The sequence below is a fragment of the Dactylosporangium vinaceum genome (assembly GCF_019904175.1).
GTDB classification, from domain to species: domain Bacteria; phylum Actinomycetota; class Actinomycetes; order Mycobacteriales; family Micromonosporaceae; genus Dactylosporangium; species Dactylosporangium vinaceum.
Map to the genome: position 1 here is coordinate 9705490 of NZ_CP061913.1, position 13494 is coordinate 9718983.

The 13494-nt window shown below is 72.1% G+C and carries 20 protein-coding genes; 6 read left to right on the forward strand and 14 right to left on the reverse strand.

From position 1 onward, the window contains the following. Window positions 1-244: 244 nt before the first annotated feature. From Dvina_RS43425 to Dvina_RS43455, 7 genes are read right to left on the reverse strand one after another with little or no spacing between them, the layout of a single operon-like run. Window positions 245-907, reverse strand: coding sequence for a 4Fe-4S single cluster domain-containing protein (locus tag Dvina_RS43425; protein ID WP_223096616.1), 663 nt, complete (start codon window positions 905-907; stop codon window positions 245-247). After that, the gene (locus tag Dvina_RS43430) at window positions 891-1511 is read right to left on the reverse strand and encodes a helix-hairpin-helix domain-containing protein (protein ID WP_223096618.1); all 621 of its coding nucleotides are present in this window, start codon (window positions 1509-1511) and stop codon (window positions 891-893) included. Before Dvina_RS43430 ends, Dvina_RS43425 begins: the two co-directional genes overlap by 17 nt. Beyond that, window positions 1501-1698: a DUF2997 domain-containing protein gene (locus Dvina_RS43435; protein ID WP_223096620.1), complete on the reverse strand. Its 198-nt coding sequence runs from the start codon at window positions 1696-1698 to the stop codon at window positions 1501-1503. The genes Dvina_RS43430 and Dvina_RS43435 overlap by 11 nt, the downstream gene beginning before the upstream one ends. After that, the gene (locus Dvina_RS43440) at window positions 1698-2141 is read right to left on the reverse strand and encodes a hypothetical protein (protein WP_223096622.1); all 444 of its coding nucleotides are present in this window, start codon (window positions 2139-2141) and stop codon (window positions 1698-1700) included. The genes Dvina_RS43435 and Dvina_RS43440 overlap by 1 nt, the downstream gene beginning before the upstream one ends. Further along, window positions 2138-3757, reverse strand: coding sequence for an AAA family ATPase (locus Dvina_RS43445; protein ID WP_223096624.1), 1620 nt, complete (start codon window positions 3755-3757; stop codon window positions 2138-2140). The genes Dvina_RS43440 and Dvina_RS43445 overlap by 4 nt, the downstream gene beginning before the upstream one ends. Before the next feature lie 58 nt (window positions 3758-3815). Beyond that, window positions 3816-4238, reverse strand: a complete 423-nt coding sequence (locus Dvina_RS43450; RefSeq protein ID WP_223096626.1) for a hypothetical protein — start codon at window positions 4236-4238, stop codon at window positions 3816-3818. A gap of 4 nt (window positions 4239-4242) precedes the next feature. Continuing rightward, window positions 4243-4803, reverse strand: coding sequence for a M15 family metallopeptidase (locus tag Dvina_RS43455; RefSeq protein WP_246655705.1), 561 nt, complete (start codon window positions 4801-4803; stop codon window positions 4243-4245). Between the two features lie 159 nt (window positions 4804-4962). Here Dvina_RS43455 and soxR point away from each other — a divergent pair, with 159 nt between their 5' ends. Next, complete coding sequence (soxR, locus tag Dvina_RS43460) at window positions 4963-5436, forward strand: redox-sensitive transcriptional activator SoxR (protein WP_246655706.1); 474 nt, start codon at window positions 4963-4965, stop codon at window positions 5434-5436. Window positions 5437-5438: 2 nt separating this feature from the next. On the opposite strand, the gene fdxA is transcribed toward soxR, so the two are convergent. From fdxA to Dvina_RS43475, 3 genes are read right to left on the reverse strand one after another with little or no spacing between them, the layout of a single operon-like run. Next, on the reverse strand, window positions 5439-5759 hold the full coding sequence (fdxA, locus tag Dvina_RS43465) for a ferredoxin (protein ID WP_223096628.1): 321 nt from the start codon (window positions 5757-5759) through the stop codon (window positions 5439-5441). A 53-nt stretch (window positions 5760-5812) separates the two neighbouring features. Next, window positions 5813-6487: an anti-sigma factor family protein gene (locus tag Dvina_RS43470; RefSeq protein WP_223096630.1), complete on the reverse strand. Its 675-nt coding sequence runs from the start codon at window positions 6485-6487 to the stop codon at window positions 5813-5815. Continuing rightward, entirely contained in the window at window positions 6484-6993 is a 510-nt protein-coding gene (locus Dvina_RS43475) for a sigma-70 family RNA polymerase sigma factor (RefSeq protein ID WP_246655707.1), read from the reverse strand. Before Dvina_RS43475 ends, Dvina_RS43470 begins: the two co-directional genes overlap by 4 nt. A gap of 99 nt (window positions 6994-7092) precedes the next feature. Between Dvina_RS43475 and Dvina_RS43480 the strand changes: the two genes are divergently transcribed. Continuing rightward, a complete protein-coding gene (locus tag Dvina_RS43480) occupies window positions 7093-7722 on the forward strand; it encodes a (2Fe-2S)-binding protein (protein ID WP_246655708.1) in 630 nt (209 codons plus the stop codon). Here the strand turns inward: Dvina_RS43480 and Dvina_RS43485 are convergent. Both Dvina_RS43485 and Dvina_RS43490 read right to left on the reverse strand, forming a co-directional pair. Beyond that, the gene (locus Dvina_RS43485) at window positions 7719-7943 is read right to left on the reverse strand and encodes a CbtB domain-containing protein (protein WP_246655709.1); all 225 of its coding nucleotides are present in this window, start codon (window positions 7941-7943) and stop codon (window positions 7719-7721) included. The two genes, Dvina_RS43480 and Dvina_RS43485, sit on opposite strands and share 4 nt — an antisense overlap. 62 nt (window positions 7944-8005) lie before the next feature. After that, entirely contained in the window at window positions 8006-8827 is an 822-nt protein-coding gene (locus tag Dvina_RS43490) for a cyclase family protein (RefSeq protein ID WP_223096634.1), read from the reverse strand. Window positions 8828-9006: 179 nt separating this feature from the next. Here Dvina_RS43490 and Dvina_RS43495 point away from each other — a divergent pair, with 179 nt between their 5' ends. From Dvina_RS43495 to Dvina_RS43510, 4 genes are all read left to right on the forward strand, one after another. Then, window positions 9007-9927, forward strand: coding sequence for a DUF929 family protein (locus Dvina_RS43495; protein ID WP_223096636.1), 921 nt, complete (start codon window positions 9007-9009; stop codon window positions 9925-9927). After that, window positions 9914-10390 (forward strand): vitamin K epoxide reductase family protein, encoded by a 477-nt coding sequence (locus Dvina_RS43500; RefSeq protein ID WP_223096638.1) that lies wholly within the window; start codon window positions 9914-9916, stop codon window positions 10388-10390. The genes Dvina_RS43495 and Dvina_RS43500 overlap by 14 nt, the downstream gene beginning before the upstream one ends. Window positions 10391-10463: 73 nt before the next feature. Next, a complete protein-coding gene (locus Dvina_RS43505) occupies window positions 10464-11189 on the forward strand; it encodes a YcnI family protein (RefSeq protein ID WP_223096640.1) in 726 nt (241 codons plus the stop codon). A 403-nt stretch (window positions 11190-11592) separates the two neighbouring features. Further along, on the forward strand, window positions 11593-11997 hold the full coding sequence (locus tag Dvina_RS43510; RefSeq protein WP_223096642.1) for a GntR family transcriptional regulator: 405 nt from the start codon (window positions 11593-11595) through the stop codon (window positions 11995-11997). Here the strand turns inward: Dvina_RS43510 and Dvina_RS43515 are convergent. Together Dvina_RS43515 and Dvina_RS43520 are read right to left on the reverse strand one after the other, a co-directional pair. Then, window positions 11994-12683 (reverse strand): PP2C family protein-serine/threonine phosphatase, encoded by a 690-nt coding sequence (locus Dvina_RS43515; RefSeq protein ID WP_223096644.1) that lies wholly within the window; start codon window positions 12681-12683, stop codon window positions 11994-11996. The genes Dvina_RS43510 and Dvina_RS43515 overlap by 4 nt on opposite strands. 106 nt (window positions 12684-12789) lie before the next feature. After that, a complete protein-coding gene (locus tag Dvina_RS43520; RefSeq protein WP_223096646.1) occupies window positions 12790-13482 on the reverse strand; it encodes a hypothetical protein in 693 nt (230 codons plus the stop codon). Window positions 13483-13494: the final 12 nt, after the last annotated feature.

A 13494-nucleotide genomic window follows, 5' to 3' on the forward strand; every position in this document is an offset into this window, starting at 1 on the left:
GGCACGTTGCCCAGGCTGCTGACGTAGGGAAGCCGCCCGCCACCACGTAGATGCCGCCGTTGCCGTAGTTGCGCACCTTCGTGCCGTCCGCGGGGTACTGCGGCATGGCGGCGATGGTCGCGCCCGGCACGACGGTGTAGGCGTGCGGCCAGGGCACGGCGCTCAGGCTCGTGACGTACATCGGCGCGCCGCCGGCCATGATGTTGTAGTCCATCAGGTGGGCCTCTCCGGCTCGCTCGGCTCCCTATGGGCGGCGGGGCCGGGGGCGGGCGAGGTCGTGGAGGAGGGCGTCGAGTGTCTCGTCGTCGGCCCAGCCGTTGACGGCCAGGGTGCCGTCCGGGGCGACGGTGATCTCCAGGCGGTCCGGGGTCGTGGTGGCGGCGGCGAGCAGGTCGGGGAAGCGGGAGCCGCGCTCGACGAACTCCTGGTTCGTCGAGCCGGCCCAGGGGCGGTCGCGGTCGACGAGCGCGGCCACGTACGGCCCCGCGATCAGCAGGTCCGTCGCGTCCAGCAGCGCGGCCACGTCCCGGCGTCCACTGTGGACGGATTGGTGCAGCTGGGCCGTGGTGTAGCCGGAGAACGTCATCACCGAGCGGCCGGCGGCGCGGGTGCCGGCGGCTATGACGGCCAGCGGGGCGGCGTGGTCGAACGGCTCGCCGCCCAGCAGGGTCAGGCCGTCCGTTTCGGCGGCCAGCACGCGGGCCAGCACCTCCGCGGTCGGGGCCGGGGTGCCGCCGCGGAACGTCCACAGGTGCGGGTTGAAGCAGCCCGCGCAGCGGATCGTGCAGCCCTGGACCCACAGCGCCGTGCGCTCGCCCGGGCCCTCGGCGACCGTGCGGTCGACGAACCGGCCCAGTTGCAGGACGTCGGCCGGGATCGGGGGGCGGGGGTCAGAAGTCGAGGACACGGCCGGGGCCCTGCGGTGGCGGCTGGGGTGCGCGCGGGCGGGGCGTGCAGGTGAGCTGGGCGCGGAGGCGGGCGAACTCGTGGGGCTGCAGGGCGGCGGCCATCGCGAACTCCTCGACGGTCTGGAAGCCGCCCCTGGCCTCGCGGTCGGCGACGATTCGGGCCGCGCGCGGGGCGTCCAGGCCGGCGGCGCTCAGCGCGGCGGCCGACGCCGTGTTCACGTCAAGCGCGAGCGGGAGCGGGGCCGGAGGCGGTGCCAGCGCGGTGGCCGGCTGGGGCTGGGGTTCGAACCACTGGCGGTTCGCGGCCCGCCAGCGCAGCCAGGAGCCGTTGAGGATCAGCGCGTGCACGACGCTGGCGAACCACAGCACGAAGTACGCCACGGCGATCGCGGTGCTGAGCTGGGAGTCCTCGCCGAGGCGGTTGATGGCCACCAGCCCGGCCCAGGGCAGCACCAGATAGGCGATGCCGAAGGTCCACCACAGCGGCTTGCGGGCGGTGATGCCGATGTAGAGGAAGCCGGAGCCGCCCAGGCAGCCCACTCCAAGGATCGTGAGCAGCACCCACCAGCTGTTGCGCAGCCGCCATCCGAGGCTAGTACCCATCGTGCTGCTCCTGGCGGGTCACGGCCTGAAGACCCTGAAACTCCCGGGTGTACTCGCTGTGCACCGTCTGCGCCGCCAGCAGATCCTCGAGCAGGGCGACGTAGTCCAGGCACTTGGAGCCGGTGACGCCGAGGGTTTCGGCGGCGACCGTGCCGTCCTCGGCCACCGTCACGACGATGCGTTGCATCAGGCCCGCTCCACGGCGAAGACCAGGCGCACGGCCCGGTCGGGGGTGACGGAGCGCGACTCCAGGCGCAGGCCCGCGGCGGGCGCGCGCCGGGTCAGGCGCTCCAGGACGGCCGCCTGGACCTGGCGGCCGTAGGCGGCGTCGATCGCGCGGACGATGTCCACGGCCTGGGGCTCGGTGACGTCGCCGGTGAAGTGGGCGGTCCATATCTGCTGCTCGTCGCGGACGAAGCGGGCCCGCACGCCCGCCCAGTCCGCGACGAGCCCGTCCCGGTCGGATGTCACAGCGGCCCGGGTGTCGCGCAGCGCCGCCCCGAGCAGGTTCGCGTCGCGCATCCGGGTCTGGACCTGGCACACCGACACGGCGTCCCGGCCTTGCTGCAGCCCCGCGTGCGCCGCGGTCGCGGCGATCACCAGCGGGACCAGGATCAGCGAGACGCTCATACCTCGATCGTCCGTCCGTGTGCGCCGACGACCGGAATGGCCGCCGTCGGGGGCGCCTCGTCGGCATCCCAGTCCTCGGCCGCGGTTGCGGCGACCGCGCGGGTGCGGGCCCAGTCCCTGATCGCGTCGAGCTTGTCGGACTGGGTGACGCTGAGCGGTACAGTCGACGAAACCGCTTTGAGCAGATCCTCCCGTTGGAGCGGGCGGCGCTCGGAGAAGGCGTCGAACAGGGCCGCGACCACTGCCTGCTCGATCTCGGCGCCCGAGTAACCGGTCGAGATGGTGCACATCTCGTGCAGCAGCCGGTCGTCGACCTGCAGCCGGCCCTGCACCGCGGGGCGGGCCAGCCGCCGCTGCAGGTGCACACCCCAGATCGAGGCGCGCTCGGCCCGGCTCGGCAGGTCGACGAAGAAGATCTCGTCGAACCGGCCCTTGCGCAGCAGCTCCGGCGGAAGCCGCTCGATGTCGTTGGCGGTGGCGATGACGAACACCGCGCCGGTCTTCTCCTGCATCCAGGTCAGGAACGTGCCGAAGACCCGGTTGGTGGTACCGCCGTCATTGCCCGCGCTCGCCGCGAAGCCCTTCTCGATCTCGTCGACCCACAGCACGCACGGCGCCGAGGCCTCGGCGGTGCGCAGGGCGGCCCGCATGTTCTGCTCGCTCGAACCGATGAGCCCGGAGAACACCCGCCCGATGTCCAGGCGCAGCAGCGGCAGCCCCCACGCCGCGGCGACGGCCTTGGCGGTGAGCGACTTCCCGCAGCCCGGCACCCCGGTGATGAGCACGCCCTTGGGCGCCGGCAGCCCGTAGTCGGCGGCCGCGGCCAGCCACGAGTTGTCCCGCTTGGCCAGCCAGCGCTTGAGGTTCTCCAGCCCGCCGACCTGGTCGAGCCGCACGTCGGCGTCGACGTATTCGAGCACGCCGGCTTTGCGCACCGCCTGCCGCTTCTCCTCGTGCACCACGCCGAGGTCGGCCAGGTCCAGGACGCCGTCGTTGACCATGGCCCGGGCGAACGCGTTCTCGGCCTCGTTGAGCGTGAGCCCGGCCGCCGCCTTCGCGAACTTCTCCCGCCCGATCGGGTCGAGCTCAATACGGATCCGCCCGCCTGACGCGTTCCCGGCGATCATGGCCTCCAGCACGCCGCGGATCTCGGCCTCGCTCGGCAGCGGGAAGTCGACGATCGTCACGTCCTTCTCCAGGTCCGCCGGGATGCGCAGGACGGGGGCGACGATGACGAGCGTCCGCGGTGCCGCACCCGCCTTGAACGCGGCCGCGATGTCCCGCAGCCGCCGCACGACGCTCGGCAGCACCGGCACGTCGCCGCCGAGCGAGTTGTGCAGGTCGCGGAAGACGAACAGCCCGGGCTGCTGCAGGCGCAGGACGGTGTCGAGGGCGTTGTCGGGCTCGGTGGTGTACTGCACCGCGACCCCGTCGGGCTGCAGGAGCCCGCTGGTGGCCGACCAGGTCCACACCGGGCGCGGGGTCCGCACGAGCCCCGCGTCCGCCGCGACCGCCGCGAGCTCCGTGAGCACGCGGTGCTCTTCGTACGACTCGACGTACAGGACCGGGAACCTGGCCTTGAGCAGCTGCGCCAGGTCGTGCCTGAAACCGGTCACTGCCTGTCCTCTCCTTACCGTTGTTTGATCGCAAACGACCTTAACCGCGGTAGGGAGATCAGAAGAGTCCGCTGGTTGCCGCCAGACCTGTCAGAAAGGCGCCACCGGCCAGGATCGTCATCGTCCACGCCTGGAGCCGCAGGCTGCGCCGGAACCTCTGCCGCTCCGCCGGCAGCGCGAACACCCGCCGGGGCCAGTGCCGCCAGCTGACGTTGGCGAAGACGGCGGCGGCGAGGAGGTACACCGGAATCAGCGGATAGAACTTCGCCGGGACGGCGGTGAGCAGGAGCGCGGCGATCAGCGGGATCACTTTCCAGCGGTTGCCGTGAGCCATGACGAGCAGGAAGTCCTCGTACTCGTCGTCGCTTCGCTCCCGGAAGAACCGCTCGGCCTTGGGCTGCACGACGAGCAGGCTGTAGCCCATGGCGCCGGCCCAGGCGGCGGCGAGGGCCAGGTGGACGGTGGTGAAGAGAGCGATCACCCTCTCATTTTGCGGGTCTGTACGCCCAGTGCCACGGCTCGCGCGGGGTCGTCTCGGCGAAGCCGAACCGCCCGGCGTTGGCCCGCATCCACGCCTGCGCCCGGCCGTCCAGGTCGAGGTCGACGGCCATCCCCCAGCCGTGGTCACTCGTCCCCGGCTTGGCCGCGAGGCCGCCCTGCGAGTACAGCCCCTTGCGCTTGACCAGGTCGACCTGCTCGGCGAGCGGCCGGTAGGAGTCGGTGATCCCGATGTTCACCCCCTGCGCCCGCGCGGCCCGCATGAGCGCGTCGAGCGAGGCCGCGGCCGGCGCCCACAGCCGGTGACCCGTGCTCCCGACCCGTTCGAGCGCGTTCTCGGGAATCTTGCCGTTGCCGTACCGGGCCAGCTCGACGGGCACCCCTTCGGGCGTCCGCGCGGTCCGCACGGTGGCGTCGAGCGCCTGCTGGAACGCCGCACCGGACCCGGACACCGCCTCGGCCCCGGTCGCGGGCGGCCGGAACGAGGCGATCTGCGTCCGGATCTCCGCCATCCGGGTCGCGATCGCGGCTACACCTGTGGCCTCCACACCGCAACCATCGGCCACCCGGACGGCAACCTTTGCCTTCAGGAGTACCTGAAGCCGGCTCTACCGTGACGGCATGGCCGCACGTGCTCGAGGTCGATCGCGCCGCGGCGAGCGTGCGGAGCTTGATCTCAACCTGACTTGAGGTTCTACGGTCCACTCGTGTCGTCGGAGTCGCCCGCCCACTCGGAGGAGCTGCTCACCGTCGGTGAGGTCACGGCCCGCACCGGGGTGGCGGCTTCGGCGCTGCGCTTCTACGAGGCCGAGGGGCTCATCACGGCCGAGCGGAGCCGCGGCAACCAGCGGTTGTACCGGCGGCACATGCTGCGGCGGATCTCGCTCATTCTGGCCGCCCGGCGCCTGGGGATCTCGCTCGCCGACGTGGCCGAGGTGTTCACGACGCTGCCGGTCGACGAGCCGCCCAGCCATCGCGACTGGGTAAGGGTGTCACGCTCCTGGAAGAGCCAGCTGGAAGAGCGGCGGCGGTACATCCAGAGCCTCGAACGGCAGCTCATCGCGTGCATCGGCTGCGGCTGTCTGTCGATGCGCGCGTGCGACCTGCTCAACCCGGACGACCGGCTCCGGACCCGCGGCCAGGGCCCGGTGCGGCTGCAGGAGCCGGACGAGCCCGGGTGAGCTCACGCCTGCGCCGGCAGTGCGGAGACCCGCGGGTGGTCGCCGGTGCTGATCGGCCCGAGCCGCGAGGCACCGCCGGGCGAGCCGATCGTGGCGAAGAACTCGCTGTTGACCGCCGCATATCCGGCGTACTCGGCGGGCAGGTCGTCCTCGTAGTAGATGGCCTCCACGGGGCACACCGGCTCGCAGGCGCCACAGTCCGTGCACTCGTCCGGCTGCACGTACAGCATCCGGTCCCCCGCGTAGATGCAGTCGATGGGGCACTCCTCGACGCAGGCCTTGTCGGTGACGTCGACACAGGGCAGCGCGATCACGTAGGTCATGCCGCGGACGCTACGAGCTCAAGGGCACTTGAGCGCAAGCACCGGCGCCGTGCTCAGCGCAGGCGGGCGGAGCCGAGGGTCTTGCCGTCGTGGTCGGCGATCTGGATGGAGTCGACGTCGGCCAGCTGGATCGAGCTCGCCCCGGTGACGCGGGCCTGGGCCGACTGGGTGCGGCCCCAGCAGGCGGCCTGCTCGGCCTGGCCGCCGCGGTCCAGGACCTTCATCATGAACGGGCCGTCGCCGGAGAGGCCCGCGAGCTCCAGCGAGACCGAGACGCCCCACTGGCGCGGGGTCAGCAGGGCGCGGCCGGACAGCCCGCTGCCCGCGGCCGCGATGAACTGCACCTCGGTGCCGGCGGAGACCGAGACGGCCGGCGACGGGGCGGCCAGCGGCGGCGCCGGGGCGGTGGTGGGGCGCAGCGCGAGGATGCCCACGACGATCGCCAGGATCAGGCAGGCCGCGCTCAGCGCGAGGATCGGCAGGCGGCGCGGGCGGGCGCGGCGCAGGAAGGCGTCCAGGCCGGCCCGGGACGGCGGTTCGAGCGGGGCGCCGGGGCCCTCGGGGAGGCGCTGGAGGAGCTCCGGCACGGCGGCCAGGCGGCCCACCTCGGTGCGGCACTCGGCGCACGTGCTCAGGTGGGCGTCGACCGTGTGCTGATCGGTGTCGTCGAGACCGCCCAGGACGTAGGCCCCGAGCAGCCGGCGCACCGCGTCGTGGCCGGCGGTCACCGTAACACCCCCATCTCCTCGAACACCGCCCGAAGCGCGCGGACCGCGTAGTACGCGCGCGACTTGACGGTACCTTCAGGTACCGACAGGCGTCTGGCGGTGTCGGCGACCGTACGGCCGTCGTAGTACACCGAGCGGATCACCTCGCGGTGCTCGGCGGACAGGCGGTCGAGGGCGGCGGTGATCAGCCAGCCCTCCACGAGCTCGTCGACGTTGTCGTGCTCGGCGACGGCCTCCACCGCGTCGGGGTCGGAGACGAGCTTGGGGCGGCGCTGCTCGGCCCGCCAGTTGTTGCTGACGACGTTGCGGGCGATCGTGATCAGGTACGCCCGGGTCGTGTCGCGGCTGACGTCGATCCGCTCGATGTGCCGCCAGGCCCGCAGGAGCGTGTCCTGGACGAGGTCCTCGGCGCGGTGGCGGTCCCGCTCATACCGCGAGACGAACGCGAGCAGCACACCGTAGTGCTCGGTGTACAGCGCGGTCATGAGCTCTTCGTCGCGCGTCACGCGCAGCCCCTCTCGACGGCCTCCCTGGGCATCTCTACCCCACCAGACCGTTGCGGGTTCAACCAAATCCGCGGAAATTTCGCGCGGTACCGTACCGGCGTGAATCCGTACTTCGTCTGGGAGCCCTTCGACGGCGGCGCGGGCTGGCGGCCGTTCGCGGAGCTGCTGGACCCGGCGGTGGCCGCGCAGCGGGTGGCCGTGTCGCGCCAGGCCCTGGTGGCCATGTTCGGCCTCGCGGAGGATGCGGTGCCGGAGCGTGTGGTGGCGTCGGTGCTGTTCCTGGGCTACGCGTCCCGCCTGGTCTCGCCCCCGCTGGCGGCGGCGCTGGCCGGCCAGGTGCCGGACGTGGGCCCGGCCGACCTCTGGTGGCGGGAGGTGCCCGGGGGGCCGCTGCCGCTCGCGGTACGCCCGAAAGCCGAGCGGCCGGCGCATGACTATTTCGACGTCGTGGTGCTCGGCCTGGTGGCGCCGCTCGCCGAGGTCTTCATGGACCGGTTCCACCTGTCGCCGCACGTGGTGTGGGGCAACGTGGCGTCGGCCCTCGGCGGCGCGGCCGGGCAGATCGGCTCGGCGAGCGCCTGGGCGAGCGTCGCCGAGCTCCTCCGGCGGGCCCCGCTCAAGGGCCGGGCGGACGTGCACGGAGCCGCGCTCCGCCGGCGCAACTGCTGCCTCTACTACCGCATCCCGGGCGGCGGCACCTGCGGCGACTGCGTGCTGCGCAAGGCCTAGTGGCAGGGGAAGCCCAGGAAGTGGCGGCCGTCGTGGACGAACTCGTGCACGTGGGCGTCGGCGCCGAAGACTGACACGGCACCCTGGTCGATGCCGATGAAGTAGTACAGCAGCAGGGCGAGCAGGGCGGTGCCGCCGAGCCAGACCAGCGAGCGTGAGATGGGCAGGACCAGCGGGGTGGTCGCCACCTGGGGCGACTCGGCTCCGGACATCGCGCTCATAAAAGGACACTAAGCGTGGGCCGGTCCTTACGTCAATCAGGGCCGGCCCACGCGGTGCCCGATCAGGCCGGAATGACGCCGAAAATCAGGGCCGTCGATCCCGAACCCTTGTGGTTGATGAATCCGCCGGCCAGCACCGAACCGCCGGTGGCCGGAAACTTCGCGAGGCCGGCGAGGATTTCCAGGCTGATCCGGTGCCGCTGGTACACCAGCAGCGAGGCCAGGAAGTTGGGGTCGGTGCCGAGGTCCGGGCCGAACGTGTCGATGCCGGTGCCGCCGTTGCGCCCGATCCGGCCGGTGTCGATGAACCACTGCACGGTTTCCGGTGCGAACCCGGGCTGGTGCAGAACGCCGTCCGCGTCCAGGTTGGGAAAGGCGGGAGTGCCCCACTTGTACTCCCAGCCGGTCCACATGATGATCATGGATTCGTTCGGGATGCGGCCGTACCGGCGCTCCCACGCGCGGACGTCGTCGACGGTCAGGGCGTAATCGGCGTTGCGGGCGCACTTGTCCCGCACGTCGATCTTCACCGCCGGCAAGAACAGGTCGTTGGGGTCGAGGTCGTCGGCGAGCGGCTCGCCGGCGTTGAAGTGGCCCGGGGCGCCCCAGTGGGTGCCGGTGGCCTCGCCCTCGCGGACGTACTGCAGGTAGTAGCCCTCGTTCTCGATCGTCGCGATCGTCTCGAGGGTGAACTCCGGGTCGCCGGGGTAGATGTTGGTCTTGGCCGGGTCGTTGACGTGCGAGAGGCTGATCAGCCGGGTCTTGCCGGGGCGTAACGCGGCGGCACTGGAGTCGGTGGTCCCGGCGGAAGCGGTGCCGGCGAGGGCGGCGGCGCCCGCGACGGCCCCTCCGGCGGCGGCTGCGAGCAGGTTTCGTCTCTGCATGAGCGTCAATCTAAGGGCTGTTGGTCATCAGCAACCTGGGACCTTCGGCCTGGGTTTGTTCACAGCCGGATCACCTACCATCGAACGCGGCGGGTGATCTTTCGCCCGAATCGCGGAACCGACGCCCCGCCGTGTGCGACTAAGTGACAGGACGCACCGGATTTCAGGAGGTTGGCCGCGTGTCGAAACGGCAGCGGGACTCGCGCGACTATGCGCGCCGCATGCGCTTGATCCAGGAGCGGGCGACCGCGCGCCGGGGCCGGATGCGCACCGCGTATTCCGCGATCGGCGCCGTGCTGCTCGTCTTCGTGGTGATGGGGCTGGTGAAGCTCGGCTCGGGCGGCGGCGGGAGTGCGGCGCCGAGCGCCCTGCCGTCCGGGGCCTCGGCCGAGTCGATCGTCAGCGGCGTGACCTCGGTGCCGGCGACCACGCTCGACACCGTCGCGGCCGGGGCGAAGCCGAGCCTGCCCACGGCGCTGACCGGCCAGCCCGCGCTCACCGACGGCGGGAAACCGCTGATCCTCTACGTCGGCGCCGAGTACTGCCCGTTCTGTGCGGCCCAGCGCTGGCCGGTCGTGATCGCGCTGTCCCGGTTCGGCACGTTCAGCGGCCTGACGCTCACCACTTCCGCCGCGGATGATTCCTATCCGAATACGCCGACGCTGTCGTTCCACGGCTCGACGTACCAGAGCCAATATCTGTCCTTCCAGGGCGTCGAAACGACGACGAACACGAGGAAGAACGGCCAGTACGGGCAGCTGGACACGCTCACCGCGGCGCAGCAGCAGGTCGTGGCGAAATACAACGCTGCGCCGTTCGTCCCGGCGGACTCGGCCGGCGCGATCCCGTTCATCGACTTCGCGAACAAGGCGCTGCAGGCCGGCGCCTCCTACAGCCCGGAACTGCTGGCCGACCACACGCACCAGCAGGTCCTCGACGCCATCAAGAATCCGGACAGCCAGGTCGGCCGGGCAATCGACGGCAGCGCCAACGCCATGACCGCCCTGCTGTGCAAAATCACCGGGAACCAGCCCGGCGACGTGTGTTCGAGCGCGGCCGTCAAAGCCTTCCAGGGGGAGTTCGCCAATGTCGGCCAGTGAGATCGAGATGGACCGGTCGCTGGTCCAGCCGTGGGTTCCGCTGACCTCGCTGATCCTGTCGGTGGTCGGCCTCGGGATCTCGGTGTACCTCACCGTCGAGCACTTCACCGCCTCGTCGACACTCGCCTGCCCGGACACCGGCGCGCTCAACTGCCTCAAGGTGACGACGTCGCAGCAGTCGGCGGTGTTCGGCATTCCGGTGGCCGTCCTGGGCCTGGTGTACTTCGTGGCGATGCTGGCCGTCTCGCCCGGCCCACTGTGGCGCTCCAAGCTCCCGGCCGTGCGCTACGGCCGCCTGGCGCTTGCCGCGATAGGCGTGCTGTTCGTGTTCTACCTGGTCTTCGCCGAGTTCTTCACCCTCAATGCGATATGCCTCTGGTGCACCGGCGTCCACGTGCTGGCGGTGGGGCTCTTCGCCGTGACCGCCATCGGCACCGCATACGCCGACCCGTCGGATCTGTAGGAATTCACGGATCTGTAGGAATTCACGGTGCCGGGCCCGGAACTTGTTCCGGGTCCGGGCCGACTACCGGATCATGCGCCTTGCCCACGTAGCCCGCATCGGGATCGCCCTCGCGGCGGCCGCCACCGCCGCGCTCGCCTTCCCCGCCGCCGCCTCCGCCCACGTCACGGTCAACCCGAACACCGCCGTCCAGGGCGGCTACACCAAGGTGACCTTCCGCGTGCCGACCGAGCGCGACGACGCCAGCACCACCAAGGTCGAGATCGCCATCCCGACCGACAAGCCGATCGCCTCGGTCTCCCTCAAGCCGGTCCAGGGCTGGACCGCCGCGACCGAGACCAGCAAGCTCACCACCCCCATCAAGACCGGCGACGGCGAGCTCACCGAAGCCGTCTCGAAGATCACCTGGACCGCGGACGGCGACGCCGCCATCAAGCCGCACCAGTTCCAGGAGTTCGACGTCTCCCTGGGCCCCCTCCCGCAGACCGACCAGATCGTCTTCAAGGCCCTGCAGACCTACTCGAGCGGCGAGGTCGTCCGCTGGATCGACGAGCCGGCCGCGGGCGCCGAGGCCGAGCACCCGGCCCCGGTGCTAAAACTGTCCAAGAAGACCGACACCGCCGCCGGCGCGACCACGTCCGCCGCCCCCATCGCCACCGCGACCGGCTCGGCCCCGTCGTCGTCCTCGTCCTCGGACGGCACCGCCATCGGCCTGGGCATTGCGGGCCTGGTCCTGGGCCTGGCCGGCCTGGTCATGGGCATCCTGGCCTACCGCCGCCACCCGGCCCCGTCCGCCTGACACCGCACACTCCCGCCGGCGCCGCCACTGCCATCGGCGGCGCCGGCTCTGCGCTCCGCCGGCTCCCACCCCGGAGCGGGCGCTGCGGGTGGCGCCGCCCCGTGCGGGCAACGTTCGCGACGCCCCGCGCGGTCGCCACCGCCCCCCGATGGACGGCCCGCGGGTCGCGCCGCGCCCGTCCGCGAAGCCCTGATCTCCGCCGCTGGGGCCGTGGCCGCTGACGGGCGGCCCCGGCGGCCGGGGCCATCGGGCCCGCCGGCGCGGGATCCGCCCGTCGCGCCGCAGCGGTTCGGGGGCACCGGAGCCGGGCGCTGCGGGTCGGGCATGGTCGGGCCACGGAAACGGGACCGCACCGCTATTGGGGGGTTCCGAGCGCTGTGGCCACTTGGCTACATTGAGGGGCGTGGCGCGTTATGACCAGATCGCTGAGGTGCTCCGGGAGCGGGTGGCGCGCGGGGACATGGCCGTCGGGGATGTGGTGCCCTCGGCCGACCGGCTGGCCCGGGAGTTCGCGGTCGGGCGGGACACGGCGCTCAAGGCGGTTCGGATCCTGCGCAACGAGGGAGTGTTCGCGCTCGGGCGGGACTGTGTCGTGCGGGTCGAGCGGCGGGTCGGGCCGGTGCCGGACGCGCCGGGCAGTGTCGTCGACGCGCCGGCCCTGAGTGTGGTCAAGGCGCGGATGCCCACGCCCCGGGAGCGGGAGGAGCTCGGCCTGGCCGACGGGGTGCCAGTGATCGTCGTCTGCCTCGGCGACGTCGAGGAGGTGCACCCCGCCGCCGGCACCGGGGTGCGGATGAGCCGGGGCTAGTGCGCCTCGACGTTGTCGACCACGACCACCGTCACGTTGTCGCGGCCGCCGGCCAGGACGGCCCGGCGGACCAGCTCGTCGGCGGCGGCCTGTGGTTCGGCGCAGTCGCCCAGGACCTGGGCGATCTCCTCGTCGGTCAGCTCCAGGGAGAGGCCGTCCGAGCAGACCAGGAAGCGCTCGCCCGCCTCGGCGGTGCGCACCCACAGGTCGGGGCGCGGGCCGGGGTCGGTGCCCAGGGCGCGCGTGATGACGCCTCGGCGCATGGTGACGGCCTCGGGGGCCACGTGGTCGACGGTGAGCTGGTCGAGCGTGCCCGACTCGAAGCGGTACACCCGCGAGTCTCCGACATTGAACACGATCCAGCACTCGTCGCCGTCGACCTTGCCCAGGCAGAGCCCGGCGGCCGTCGTGCCCATGCCGCCCTGGGTCGGGTCGGCGGCGGCCGCGGCCAGGATGTCGGCGTTGGCCTGGACGATCTCGTCGCGGATGTCCAGGGGGCCCGGGCCGGCGACGCCGTCCAGGCGCTGCAGCGCGGTCACGGCTATGCGGCTGGCCACGTCCCCGGCCGCGTGGCCGCCCATGCCGTCGGCCACGGCGAAGATGCAGTCGCCGATCAGGGCGCTGTCCTCGTTGCGGCGGCGGACCTTCCCGACGTCGGTCGCCATGCCGGCCCGGATTGTCGCCATCAGCCCTCCACCACCCTCACAACCTGAACGCCAATCAAGATCCCACCAACTGTCAAGATCGCGCCATCGGCGAAACGACTGGACACATCGGACCGCCCAGAGCCAATCACACGCCCACCGGCTGCGCGAGCAGGGACAGCAGCCGGGCCACCACAGCCGCCCGGGCCAGCGGGCGGCCCGGGTCCGGTCGTTCCAACGAGTCGGACATGAACCAGGCACCGGCGGCGCTGCGGGCGACCGCGACGCCTGACTCGCCGGCCGCGCCGGCCTGCGTGCGGATCAGGACGGTGGCCGCGCCGTCGCCGGAGGTGCACAGGTCCAGGAAGCGCAGGACCGGGGCGGACAGCGGCTCGGCGGCGTCGATGAGCTCGACCGCGAATACACCGTACGCCCCCGGGTAGACGGCCAGCCGCCCGGCCACCCCGGAGAACAGGTGGACCACGACCGGGCGCTCGTCGAGCCAGCCGGCCGCCTCCGTGCTCGTGTGCCGGGTGGTCAGGGCGGCGATGGCCCCCTGGATGAACTCGCCCGGGACGACCCGGCTCTCCTGCAGGTGGCCCTCCTGCAGGTGGCCCTCCTCCAAGTGGCACAGGTCGCGGGCGAGCAGCGAGGCCACGCCGGAGGCGACGACGATGCCGGTGGAGACGCCGGGCTGGAAGTTGAGGCGGCGGCGGACGTCGTCGACGTCGGCGCCGCGCTCGGCCGCGCTGCGCAGGACGAACTCGAGCTCGGCGAACGTCAGCGCCACCGGCCCGCCGGCCGACTCGCCGGTGGGCTGGTCCGCGCGATTGTCGGCCATTCCCGTTGCCTT

Coding starts and splice junctions, on each gene's coding strand:
- Dvina_RS43430 (WP_223096618.1), bottom strand. CDS start 1,511: ATGGGTACTAGCCTCGGATGGCGGCTGCGCAACAGCTGGTGGGTGCTG.
- Dvina_RS43435 (WP_223096620.1), bottom strand. CDS start 1,698: ATGCAACGCATCGTCGTGACGGTGGCCGAGGACGGCACGGTCGCCGCC.
- Dvina_RS43440 (WP_223096622.1), bottom strand. CDS start 2,141: ATGAGCGTCTCGCTGATCCTGGTCCCGCTGGTGATCGCCGCGACCGCG.
- fdxA (WP_223096628.1), bottom strand. CDS start 5,759: ATGACCTACGTGATCGCGCTGCCCTGTGTCGACGTCACCGACAAGGCC.
- Dvina_RS43485 (WP_246655709.1), bottom strand. CDS start 7,943: ATGAGCGCGATGTCCGGAGCCGAGTCGCCCCAGGTGGCGACCACCCCG.
- Dvina_RS43490 (WP_223096634.1), bottom strand. CDS start 8,827: ATGCAGAGACGAAACCTGCTCGCAGCCGCCGCCGGAGGGGCCGTCGCG.
- Dvina_RS43500 (WP_223096638.1), top strand. CDS start 9,914: ATGTCGGCCAGTGAGATCGAGATGGACCGGTCGCTGGTCCAGCCGTGG.
- Dvina_RS43505 (WP_223096640.1), top strand. CDS start 10,464: ATGCGCCTTGCCCACGTAGCCCGCATCGGGATCGCCCTCGCGGCGGCC.
- Dvina_RS43515 (WP_223096644.1), bottom strand. CDS start 12,683: ATGGCGACAATCCGGGCCGGCATGGCGACCGACGTCGGGAAGGTCCGC.
- Dvina_RS43520 (WP_223096646.1), bottom strand. CDS start 13,482: ATGGCCGACAATCGCGCGGACCAGCCCACCGGCGAGTCGGCCGGCGGG.